Origin of the sequence: Amycolatopsis camponoti (assembly GCF_902497555.1) — a bacterium.
Lineage (GTDB): Bacteria > Actinomycetota > Actinomycetes > Mycobacteriales > Pseudonocardiaceae > Amycolatopsis > Amycolatopsis camponoti.
Genome location: NZ_CABVGP010000001.1, coordinates 33,880 through 45,245, shown reverse-complemented (window position 1 = coordinate 45,245; position 11,366 = coordinate 33,880). Strand labels below are relative to the sequence as shown.

Annotated in this window: 10 protein-coding genes; 1 reads left to right on the top strand and 9 read right to left on the bottom strand. The window is 70.8% G+C overall.

Annotation, left to right across the window (positions count from 1 at the left end; translation table 11 throughout):
• Positions 1-407 precede the first annotated feature (407 nt).
• From thpD to AA23TX_RS00195, 5 genes are all read right to left on the bottom strand, one after another.
• Positions 408-1,310: an ectoine hydroxylase gene (thpD, locus tag AA23TX_RS00215; RefSeq protein WP_155540588.1), complete on the bottom strand. Its 903-nt coding sequence runs from the start codon at positions 1,308-1,310 to the stop codon at positions 408-410.
• 30 nt (positions 1,311-1,340) lie between these two features.
• A complete protein-coding gene (locus AA23TX_RS00210; RefSeq protein WP_155540587.1) occupies positions 1,341-1,733 on the bottom strand; it encodes an ectoine synthase in 393 nt (130 codons plus the stop codon).
• Between the two features lie 12 nt (positions 1,734-1,745).
• On the bottom strand, positions 1,746-2,999 hold the full coding sequence (ectB, locus tag AA23TX_RS00205; protein WP_155540586.1) for a diaminobutyrate--2-oxoglutarate transaminase: 1,254 nt from the start codon (positions 2,997-2,999) through the stop codon (positions 1,746-1,748).
• 15 nt (positions 3,000-3,014) lie between these two features.
• Positions 3,015-3,524 carry a diaminobutyrate acetyltransferase gene (gene ectA / locus AA23TX_RS00200; RefSeq protein WP_196425126.1) on the bottom strand — a complete coding sequence of 170 codons (510 nt, stop codon included), beginning with the start codon at positions 3,522-3,524 and terminating at the stop codon, positions 3,015-3,017.
• A gap of 299 nt (positions 3,525-3,823) precedes the next feature.
• Positions 3,824-6,778 (bottom strand): patatin-like protein, encoded by a 2,955-nt coding sequence (locus AA23TX_RS00195; RefSeq protein ID WP_155540584.1) that lies wholly within the window; start codon positions 6,776-6,778, stop codon positions 3,824-3,826.
• A gap of 197 nt (positions 6,779-6,975) precedes the next feature.
• Between AA23TX_RS00195 and AA23TX_RS00190 the strand changes: the two genes are divergently transcribed.
• Positions 6,976-7,680, top strand: a complete 705-nt coding sequence (locus AA23TX_RS00190; protein ID WP_155540583.1) for a Crp/Fnr family transcriptional regulator — start codon at positions 6,976-6,978, stop codon at positions 7,678-7,680.
• On the opposite strand, the gene AA23TX_RS00185 is transcribed toward AA23TX_RS00190, so the two are convergent.
• The 4 genes from AA23TX_RS00185 to AA23TX_RS00170 are packed head-to-tail and all read right to left on the bottom strand — an operon-like array spanning position 7,681 to position 11,365.
• A complete protein-coding gene (locus tag AA23TX_RS00185) occupies positions 7,681-8,802 on the bottom strand; it encodes a hypothetical protein (protein ID WP_155540582.1) in 1,122 nt (373 codons plus the stop codon).
• Positions 8,795-9,472, bottom strand: coding sequence for a 4Fe-4S single cluster domain-containing protein (locus AA23TX_RS00180; protein ID WP_155540581.1), 678 nt, complete (start codon positions 9,470-9,472; stop codon positions 8,795-8,797). Before AA23TX_RS00180 ends, AA23TX_RS00185 begins: the two co-directional genes overlap by 8 nt.
• Positions 9,469-10,641, bottom strand: coding sequence for a hypothetical protein (locus AA23TX_RS00175; RefSeq protein WP_155540580.1), 1,173 nt, complete (start codon positions 10,639-10,641; stop codon positions 9,469-9,471). Before AA23TX_RS00175 ends, AA23TX_RS00180 begins: the two co-directional genes overlap by 4 nt.
• Entirely contained in the window at positions 10,634-11,365 is a 732-nt protein-coding gene (locus tag AA23TX_RS00170; RefSeq protein ID WP_155540579.1) for a hypothetical protein, read from the bottom strand. The genes AA23TX_RS00175 and AA23TX_RS00170 overlap by 8 nt, the downstream gene beginning before the upstream one ends.
• Position 11,366: the final 1 nt, after the last annotated feature.

Sequence of the window (11,366 nt, the reverse complement as noted above, 5' to 3'; positions counted from 1 at the left end):
CAACCTACCGTGGTCACGGGTTGTCGAAGGGGGCCGGTACCAGGAGTTTTGGCCGTCCTGCGGATTCCGCAGCGGCGAGTGGGACGGGGTGCGACATCCACCGGCGGAGCGTCACCCCCGGACGTGACACGACCCCGTGCCGGCGGTCCCGAGCCGCTGGTACGGGGTCGTGCTGGAACTCCCGGCTGGGCCGCCAGGGGGCGCGGTCCACCCGTCGTCTTCCCAGGCGACCGGGCGGGTGAGCTCACCCCGAGCGAAGCACCCGCCGATCGTCCGCGAAGACGTCTGTCGCGCGGGCCACACGCCCGCGCGGTGGCGACACGGTAACAAAGCGCACCGGGTCGGTCACCGCCGGGCCATCCGCGTTCCGGGGCTCCGGATGGGGGAGCCCCGGAATGACACTGTGGCTAGCGCGAGATCGGTGTCGAGTCGCGGCCGGCGATGAACGCGGGCCGCGGGGCACTCGCCGCGAACGGCTCCTGCAACGCGTTCTCCACGCTGTTGAACACCAGGAAGATGTTCGAGCGCGGGTACGGGGTGATGTTGTTGCCGGAGCCGTGCATGATGTTCGAGTCGAACCACAGCGCCGAGCCGGACTGGCCGGTGAACTGGTCGATGCCGTGCTCGGCCGCCATCTTCGTGATGTCGTCCTCGCTCGGCACGCCGACCCGCTGGTCCTTGAGCGACGCCTTGTAGTTGTCGTCCGGCGTCTCGCCGGCGCACTGGACGAACGTCCGCTGCGACCCCGGCATGATCATCAGGCCGCCGTTGAACGGGTAGTTGTCCGTCAGCGCGATGGAGCAGCTGACCGCGCGCGGCGACGGCATGCCGTCCTCCGCGTGCCAGGTTTCGAAGTCCGAGTGCCAGTAGAACCCGGTGCCCTTGAACCCCGGCATGTAGTTGACGCGGCTCTGGTGCACGTAGACGTCCGAGCCGAGCAGTTGCCGGGCCCGGTCCAGCACGCGCGGGTCGCGCACCAGCTCGGCGATCAGGTCCGAGATCTCGTGGACGTCGAAGATCGACCGGACCTCACCGGTCTTCGCCTCGGCGATCACGCGCTCGTCCCCGGCCGGCTCCCGGTCGGAGGACAGCCGCACCAGCTCCTGCCAGTACGTCTGCACCTCCCCGACGGAGAGCATGTCGTCGACCACGGTGTAGCCCTTGGTCTCGTGGTTCGCCAGCGTCGCGGCGTCGATCGGGCCGTCGGCTTCGGTGCCCCACACCGTGGGGTGCACGCGCGGCAGGTGCTCCGGCGTACCGGTGATCCGGGTCGGGTAGGTGTCGTCGACCCGGGTGTCCGTCAGCGTCACGGGCTTCGCCTCCTGTTTCCTCTCCGGTGTTTACGAGTCCTCGGTGATCAGCGGGTACACACCGTTCTCGTCGTGGACCTCGCGGCCGGTCACCGGCGGGTTGAACACGCACACGCACTTGATCTCGGTCCGCGGCCGGACCTGGTGCTTGTCGTGGTCGTTGAGCAGGTACAGCGTCCCCGGCTTGAGCTCGTACACCTTGCCGGTGGCGAGGTCCTCGATCTCGCCCTCGCCCGAGGTGATGAACACCGCCTCGATGTGGTTGGCGTACCAGAAGTCGTTGACCGTTCCCGCGTACAGCGTGGTCTCGTGCACCGAGAAGCCGACGCCCTCCTTGGCGAGGATGATCCGCTTGCTGCGCCAGTTCGGGGTCTTGATGTCGGCGTCGGTGTCGGTGACCTCGTCGAGTGTGCGGACGAGCACGGGTGAACTCCTTTACTTCTTGAGGACGGCCTTGATGGACTCGTCGATGGTCGACAGGCCCTGGGTCAGCTCGTCGTCGGTCAGGGTGAGCGGCGGCAGAAGCTTCATGACCTCGCCGTCGGGACCGGAGGTTTCCATCAGCATCCCGCGCGCGAACGCTTCGGCGCAGACGCGGCCGGCCGTGTCGCCGGATTCGAACTCGAGACCGCGCGCGAGCCCGCGGCCCTTGGCGACCAGGTTCGCTTCCGGGTAGGCCTCGACGATGCCCGAGAACGCGGCGGCGATGCGCTCGCCCTTCGCCTTGGTCGACTTCTCGAGCTCGTCGTCGCTCCAGTAGGCGTTGATCGCCTCGGTCGCGGTGACGAACGCGGGGCTGATGCCGCGGAAGGTGCCGTTGTGCTCGCCCGGCTCCCAGACGTCGAGCTCCGGCTTGATCAGCGTCAGCGCCATCGGGATGCCGTAGCCGCTGATGGACTTCGACAGGCAGACGATGTCCGGCTTGATCCCGGCGTCCTCGAAGCTGAAGAACGGGCCGGTGCGGCCGCAGCCCATCTGGACGTCGTCGAGGATCAGCAGGATGTTGTGGCGCTTGCAGAGGTCGTCGAGCCCCTTCAGCCACTCCAGGCGCGCGGCGTTGATGCCGCCTTCGCCCTGCACGCCTTCGACGATCACCGCGGCCGGCTCGTTGAGCCCGCTGCCGGAGTCCTCGAGGAGCTTCTCGAAGTAGAGGAAGTCCGGCATCGCGCCGTCGAAGTACTTGTCGTACGGCATCGGGGTGGCGTGCACCAGCGGGATGCCCGCCGCGCCGCGCTTCATCGAGTTGCCGGTGACCGACAGCGCGCCCAGCGTCATGCCGTGGAAGGCGTTGGTGAAGTTGATGACCGACTCCTTGCCGGTCACCTTGCGCGCCAGCTTCAGCGCGGCCTCGACGGCGTTCGCGCCACCCGGACCCGGGAACACGACCTTGTAGTTCAGGTCGCGCGGGTCGAGGATCCGGTCGCGGAAGGTCTGCAGGAAGTCGCGCTTGGCCACGGTGTACATGTCGAGCGCGTGGGTGACGCCGTCGCGCTGGATGTAGTCGATCAGCGCCTGCTTGAGCCGCGGGTTGTTGTGCCCGTAGTTCAGCGCGCCCGCTCCGGCGAAGAAGTCCAGATAGGGCTTTCCGCTCTCGTCGTAGAGGTGGCTGCCCTGGGCTCGATCGAACACGACCGGCCACCCGCGGCTGTAGCTGCGGACCTCGGATTCGAGCTCTTCGAAGATGCTCATGACGTTTCTTTTCTCCTACTCGCCCGGATCTTTGCGTGCGGTGAGCGGACCGATGCGGTAAAGCTCTTCGGCGAGGTGCCCGGCTTCGGGGAAATCCTCTCCGTCGAACAGCACACTGGTTTCCACCGCGGCGTTCCAGCGCTTCGCGAACGATGTGAACAGCCGGATGGACGCTTCGTTGTCCGGGGTGATGGTGGTCTCGAGGTAACGCACCCCGTCGGCGACGAGCCGCGTGTACAGCGCATCCAGCAGCGTGCCGGCCAGGCCCTTTCCCCGCTGCGACGCGTCGACCGCGACCTGCCAGACGAACCCGACACCGGGTTCCCGCGGCCGGCGGTAGCCGGTCACGAATCCGACCGCCTTGCCGCCCTCGCGCGCGACCACCGATGTCTCGGCGAAATCGCGGCACCACAGCATGTATGCGTACGGCGAGTTGAGATCGAGCTTGGCGGAATCGCGCGCGATTCGCCAGAGCTCCGCGCCGTCCGCCTTGGTCGGCGATTCGATCAAGTGCGTTACGGACATACTCAGGAAACGTAACAGAGAATTTTCGCCGTGCCAGCGACGCAGCTCACGACCCCCGCAATGACCTGCGGCGACGCGGAGTACCCGGTGAGGAGGCCCACAAACATGTTTGATGTGGATCATTCCGGGGCATACGCGCGGCTGGGTCGCGCGCCCATGGCTCGCGACCTACCCGCACCTTGAACCTTCGGCGCCGTGATCGCAAGGCGACGGGCCGCATTCCGCACGATTCCGCACGAGCGGCGCCCCGGGCCGGACGGTTGGGGTCTCGGCCGCCCGCCGGCCGCCGAGACGTCCGGTCAGGCCCCGCGCCGGTGCCGCAGACGGCGCCAGATCCCGCTCACCGGCATCACCACCGCGGGCAGGATCAGCAGGCCGGACACCACGAGCCACCACACCGCGGCCTCACCGCGCCGCCAGCCGGCCACCACGCTGCCCAGCCAGCCGAAGAACGGCTGCGCGATCGGGGGCAGGAACGCCGCCAGCAGCAACGCCGCCACGACCAGCACGCCCAGGGCCGCGAACAGCCGGCGCGCGGTGCGGCCCATGGTCAGCAGCGCCGTCGCGAGGTAGATGACGGCGCCCGCCAGCACCGGGAGGCCGATCCACTGCAGGATCGCGCCGCCGCTGTCGCCGATCACCAGGCCGGCCAGCAGCGCCAGCACGCCCGCCGCCAGTGAACCCGGCGTGCCCAGCCGGGACGCGCTCTGCGTGACCTTCGCCGTGCTCCGGGCCACCGTCCGGAGGATGCCCGCGACGGTCTTCGGCCAGCCGCCGGGCAGGCGGAACGCCACCGTCCCCGCGTTGACCGTCGCCGCGCCGAGCCTGACCAGCGTCCGCGTGAGCTGGGCCGTGCCCTGCTCACCGGCGAGCTTCTCCGCCGACACCTGGCACGCCTGGAACACGCGCTGAGCCGCGGCCGCGTCGGCGATCGGCTGCGCGGCCCGCGCGCGGAACCCGGCCGAGGCCGCGCCGCTGCAACCGCCCACCTTGACGTCGGCGGCCGCCTGCGTCGCCACGACCGGCAGCTCCTCCGCGGCGATCTCCGCCTGGCGCGTGCGGGCCAGCACCATCGCCGTCACCGGCATGCTGACCGGCCGGTCGGTGGCGAAGTCCACGGTGTTCAGCGCCGAGTCCAGCCCGAGGAACGCCAGCTCGGCGTCGAGCTGGCCGGTCAGCTCCCCGATCTCGGCGGGCTCGGCGTTGTCGTCGCGATCAGGTGCGCGCCAGGCCGGCTTGAACGCGGTCCTGATCTCCTCGCGGAAGGTCTCCGCCCCGACGAGGTCGCGCAGGGTCTCCAGCCGCCGTGGATCGAGCAGGCACTGCACCAGCCAGCCGGCGCCGTCGACGCGGCCCCACATCCAGTCGCTGGCGCGCCACGACGACTTGTAGAACGCGCCGAAGTAGTCGGCCTGCAACCCGGTCAGCTTGTCTCCCGACCGGCGCCGCTTGAGGTCCAGCAGCGTCCGCGAATCGGCGCTGACCTGCACGAGCTCGACCCGCTGGTCGACCGACGGCGCTTGGGCGAGCAGCCCGCGCGTCGCGATGTGCAGGCCGAGCAGCCGCGCCTGGACGACGTCGTCACCGCCGTCGGGCAGGGCCAGCCAGTCGAGCAGCGTCTTGACCGTGCCGGGGGTCTCCGCGCTCAGGGTCCGCAACGCGGGTGTCGCGGACCGCAACGCCGTCACCACCATCGGCCAGGCCTGCGCGACGGCGTCCGAGCGGCCGAGCCCGGCCCACTCCTGGGCGAGCTCGCGGATCCAGCCGTCGAGCGTGCTGCTCGCGCCGGGTTCGTCGTGCGCGGCGACCCACTGCGCCAGCCGCACGCCCCTGGCGGACGTCTTCCGCGCCGCGTGCAGGCCCGCCCGCGCGTTGTTGAGCTCCTTGGCCTGCGTGGGGTCGGGGCCGAGCTTGAACCCCGCGTTGATCAGCTGCAGCCCGGTCGCGACGGCGTCGTCGAGCGCGCTCGTGCGGTACGCGACGAGGTCGGCGACGGTCATGCTCGCCGACGGCGGCTCCGGCGGGATGCCGCTGCTCAGCCCGGCCACGGCGACCGCGCGCAGCTGCTGCGACATCCCCGAGGCCCACTCCCGGTCCTCGGTGTCCACATCGGACAGCGCGTACCGGCGGGTGGCGACGCGGACGAGCTCGGCCGCGTCCTCGGCCGTCCGCCGCTCCAGGTACGAAGTGGCGATCCCCTTGTCCACCAGGCACTCCGGCCCGCCGCGCAGCCCCAGCGCGGCCAGCGAGACGCGGGTGTCGCGGGTCCGGACGACGGCGTCGTTGTGCCGGGTCAGGTCCTCCAGCTCGGCGCTGATCGACTGGCTCATCACCGTCGAGACGACCTTGCTCATCGCGTTCGACAGCAACGGCGGGTTCGCCGCGTCGCAGGCGATCTCGGTCGCCTCCCGTTCCCCGGTCGGCACGACGTAGAGCAGCAGGCGCCGGACGTCGGCGTGCGACGGGCGTTCGAAGATCTCCCGCAGCGCCGGCCGCAGCGGCTTGTTGAGCAGCACACCGCCGTCGGTGAGCCAGTGCGACCGGGTCAGGTCGGTGTAGGCGGTCATGTCGGGGTGCAGCTCGTCGGCGCCGTCCGGGCCGATCGGCATCCGCGACAGCTCGAAAGCGCCCGGGAACGACGCCGTCGAGCGCGCGGCGAGCGCCAACGGGGTCTGTACGCCTTGAGTCCACAGTGGACCATCGAAGCGGAAGAGCATCCGGTGTTCGGTGTCCCGCACGAGGTTCCCGAGCGCGTCGTCGAACCGGGTGGTCTCGCCGTCGATCATGGTGCCGGTGAGCAGCACGGTGATGTCCGGCGGTTCGGCGGGCGGCGCGCCGGGATCGGTGATCCGGTGCAGCGCGCGTTCGAGATCACCGAGCAGCACGCGGTCCCCGTCGAGGATCGACCGCGGCTGCGCCTCGGCGGGGTCGCGCACGAGGTTCTCCAGCGAGCCGATCTCGATCCAGGTGTCCCGCAACACCTGCGGCGTCGAGCCGAAGGCCTCGGCCAGGCCCAGACAGGCGGCGTTGACCCCACCGGCACTGGTCCCGGTGAGAACGTCGATCGACACCGACGCGCGCAGCAGGTCGAGCAGCCGCCGGTAGAGCCCGGGTCCGGCATCACCCCGCGACTCCCGCAACAGCTGCGACGTCTCGGTGGCGACCCCGCCCATCCAGATGGCGAGGCTGGCACCGCCCACCATCGTCATGGCCAGCCGGATCTCCTGCTGCCAAGGTTCATCTGGTTGAGGCATGGGGCTCCCCCGCCCGTAGTCGTCCTGCGCAGAATAGAGGCGCAAGGTAAGCGCGGGGACACGTCCGGGTGTACGGCCGTTCGGGTGGACTTCCTCCCCCGGCCGGACCCCTCGGACGGCCTAAGCGCATTGCGCTCCCGGACGCCGGGCACGTAGAACCGTCCTCACACTCCGGCACCCAGGACGGGGTCGCACCGATGGCAACGAACCCGAACGCGGAGTCCGCCGGACACGCGTGGCCGTCCACCGGCTTCTTCGGCCAGCTCACTCCCGGGACTCGCGCCGCCATCCTGCGCCGGGGCACGCGCCGGCAGTGCTCCGCGGGGGAGACCGTGATCCACGAAGGCGCGCGTTCCGATTCCGCGGTCATCCTGCTGTCCGGCCTCTACAAGGTCGTCGGCCTCACCGAAACCGGACGCGAGGCCCTGCTCGCCATCCGCGTCGGCGGCGACCTCGTGGGGGAACTGGGGATCGCGGACGGCGAGCCGCGCAGTGCGAGCGTCCGGGCCGCCGCTCGCGGAGAGTGCCTCCGGCTCGGAGAACGCGACTACCACGCGATCCTCCGGACCCACCCGGACGCCAACCGGGCCGCTTCCCGGGCCATGGCCGCGAAGCTGCGGTCCGCCACCCGCCGTCGGGTGGAGTTCGCGACCTTCCCCGCGCCCGTCCGGGCGGCGCGCGTGCTGCGGGAGCTCGCGGCGGCGCACGGAACCCGGAACGAGCGCGGGGTCCTCATCGAGATCGCGCTGGCCCAGCCGGAGCTCGCCGCCTTGGCCGGCGCGACCGAAGCGACCATCCAGCGCGTTCTCACGTCGATGCGGGAAGAAGAGATCGCCGAGACCGGCTACCGGTGGATCCGGATCCTCGACGAGCGGCGGCTCGACGAGCTCGCCGGTTTCTGATCAGCTCGCGGCACCGGCGTGGATCCACGCCTTCGCGGTGAATCCCTTCTCGGGCATGTCCACCTCCGCCGAGGTGAACGAAGCGGGCGTGGGCACCAGACCTCGCTCGCTGAAGACGTCCCGGTACAGGCAGTCGGAAACGGCGAAGACGAAGGGAACGCCGGCGTCGCCCCGGAGCACATCTCGAGCCTGACGGCAATCGCGCAGCCGGGCCGCCGTGATGGGCCCGTGGCCCACCCACCCACTGGCTCCGCGCAGGGTCAGGCCCCGGTCCGCCCCGACGCGCAGGCGCATCGCGGCGTCGGCGCTGAGATCGACGTTGGCCTCGCGAAGGCCGGACGCCAGCTCGGAGTAGAAGGCGACCAGGACGGCTCGTTCGTCGATACCGGGCGGGAAGACGACCATGAACGAGTCGCCGCCCTCCTGCCGGTCCTCGAGCTCCGAACCCGTGGCGCGGCTGGCCCGGTCCAGCACCGTCGCGAGCCGGTCCTGGGCGCGTTCCGTGCCTCCGGCATCCCGCCCGCTGTACGCGTGGACGTCGGCGGCGACCACCAATCGCACGGCGCGGCCGCTCGCGACGCGCTCGGCGAACGGCGCGGACTTCTCCGTCTCCGTCTGGACGATGTGCACGAGCTTGCCCACCGACCGGCAGATCTGGGCACTGCACCGCACCTGGCCGGCGAGTTCGAGCAGCTCACGCGGCGCTTCCACGATGACGTGCACCACCAGGCCCGACCCGTCCATGGTCTTGACGGTCCGGCCGAAGACGTTCCCGTGCAGACCCACGACGTCCGGCTCACCACCCGGGAACGCGACGATCCGGCAGGACTCCGGCAGCGTGACTTCCAGCTCGACCGCGCCGTAGGTCCGTCCCCGCCGCAGCGGCTCCAGCTCGACCGCGGCGAGAAACCCCAGGAGCTGGGTCGTTCCCTGGTCGGCACGCCTTCGGGCCGGCGCCGGCAGGTCGTCGGGACGGGCGGGGTAGAGCAGCGGCTTCCGCAGCACCACGCCGCCGAAGCGCCTCTCTCCGCCCAGCTCGCTGCGGTCACCCGCGCCCTTCGCGACGAGGTCGACTTGGGCGAGGACTTCGTCGGGCAGCGCCTCGACGGGGATTTCAACCACGGGTGTGTTCCTCTCTGGACCAGGTCGTTTCGGTGAACCCGATGCCCGAGTCCCGCACGGCGTGCCCGAGCTTCGCCAGATCGCCGGAACGGGGGACGCCGATCAACCAGACGTCGTCGCCGTCCTGGCCGACCTGGATCGGGGGTTGTGCGGGCTGGGCATCGAGGTAGGGCTCGTACCGGCGCCGGCCCAGCGCCGTCAGCGGGACCAGCCGCTGGTTGGCCGAGCCCCGCCAGATCAGCCGGGTCGGCCGGGCCCGCGCGTACCGCCCGGTGATCACCGCGTCGGCGAAGGCCAGCGCCGCGGGCTCCCGGAGCTCGGCCTCACGAGTCGTGTATCCGGTGTAGAGCAGGATGTCCGCCTCCGGGCGGGCCCGGTCCCGAGCTTCGGCCAGCGCCGCGAGCAGGCTCACGATCCCGGCCTGCTGCAGGGGTTCGCCGCCGGAGATCGTCACGCCGTCCGCACCGTCGTCGAGGGCCTCCCGCCAGGCGTCTCCCACAGCCGCGACGGTCGTCTCGCGGCCACCGGACGGGTCCCACGTGTGCTGGGACATACAGCCCGGGCAGGCCAGCGAGCACCCCTGCACCCACAGACCCAGCCGCCGCCCGGGGCCGAGGGCCGTGACGGGGTAGTGGAGCCGCTCCAGCCGGACCACGGTCGCCGGCGTCACACCCGCACCCCGGTGTGCGGAGCGGCCGAACCGGCGGCCTGCGTCCTCGACGGGTTCCCGGCGGCGAGGGACCAGGCGTCCCGGTAGGCGGCCCAGGCCGCGGCGTAGTCGGCTTGGAGCACCTCGAGTCGCTTCTCGTGTTCCAAGGTCAGGCTCTCCTCCGGAGACACTTCGGGCTCTTCGGCGTCTTCGATCAGCACGGACGCGTGGGTCCTGACGGCCTTCAGGTTCGCCTCCTCCGCCTGCCGGAGCCCCCGGTCGGCGCGGGCGAACGCACTGACCGCGGGGTGGTTGTCGGCGATGCCGAGCAGGAACGAGAGGAGACCGGACACGACGATGACGAGACCGAACGTCGCCAGCAGGGTCGTCGGCCCGAGGTTGCTCACCGGGCTCTCGATGCGGTGCCCGTTCAGGAACAGCGGCTGCACCAGCGTCGTGCTGCGCAGCTTGGCGAGGAGCACCGCGGCACCGAACCACGCCGTCATCAAGACGCCCGAAGCCACCGTCGGGACGATCCCGATCGACGGCTTGGCCAGCCGTTTTCGCAGCCACAGCCCGGACAGGTGCGGCGCCAGCACCATGCACAGCGCAACCGGAATGGTGAAACACCAGACCAGGGCGAAGTTCCGGGGGTCGAACGCGCGGAACGTCGAGAAGTAGATGGGAACCTCGACGACGGCGAGCAGGACCATCAGGACGTACTTCAGCAGGGGTGGCACCACCGGGCTCAGCTGTCCGTCCGCCGGCCCGATCCACCGCCCCGGCACGGTCGGACCGGGGTCCACCCCGTCCTCCGGGATCGGGTCGTGGACGCCGGTCAGCAGGTCGAGCTGGGCCCGGCTCGTCTCGCGGTGGTCCTGGTTCCGCGCGAGCCGTCCCCGCGCCTGACCGATCTCGGCTTCGGCCGCCTCCCGCGCGATCCGCCGTTGCCGGGTCTGGGCCGCCTGCGCGGTCCGGAGAGCCATCAACCGTGTCTCGTGGTTGATCGCCTCCTCGGTGACGTCGCACTGCTCCTGTGCGTCGAGCAGCTGCGCGTACGGGATCGACTGCTCCTGCTCGAACGACCACTCGTCGTACTGGCCGGCCCGCGCGGCGCGGGTGCCGTCAGCCCGTCCGCGGCGGACCAGCTCGGACTCGGCGGCGCCTGCTCGTTTCCGGTTCTCAGCCATAGTTCATCTCGATCTTCGGCCGGCCGGACGCGTCGGTGGCGAACAGCTCCGTCCAGAACTCGCGGACGTTCAGGCCGTGCTTGGGGTCGGCAAGGTTCGCGCTGAGGTCGGTCGGGTAGAGGACGGTGTCGGTCAGGTGCGGCGTCAGATCACCCAGCTGGTCGATGATCGCCGCGCGCGCCTCCGGCGTGCTGATGTTCGCGGTCAGCATGTTCACGCGCCGGTCGGCCTGGACCATGTCGCTGATGACCAGGACCGCGTACGGTCCCGTTCCGCTCGGACGGGTCGAGGCGGCCTTGCGCAGCGCGCCGAGCACGTTCGAGTCGTGGGACTCCTTCCGGGCGCAGTCCAGCAGCCGCAGTGCCCGGGTGACCGCTTCCTGCCGCTGGGCCGCGCGCACCGCCTGCGGGTCACCGACCTTCGGATCGAGGTCCAAGCGCTCCTCGTTGCAGGTCGACGTGTCGCTGAGGCTGTTCAGGGCGACGAACGTCAGCTGACCGCAGCTCTGCTGCTCCAAGAAGGACTCGAGCTTCGTCTTGATCCGCTCGTCCGCGTGGAAGTCGGCACCCGACCCCGACGCGTCGACGACGACCCCGCAGGCCCGGGTCGGCGCGTCGTCAGTGAAGATTCCGTCGCTGCCGCAAGCCGACAGGGTCGACGAGAGGCACGCGGCGAGCAGAACACCCGCGTACCGCCCGCGACGGCGTCTGTGTTCGGTGGTCATC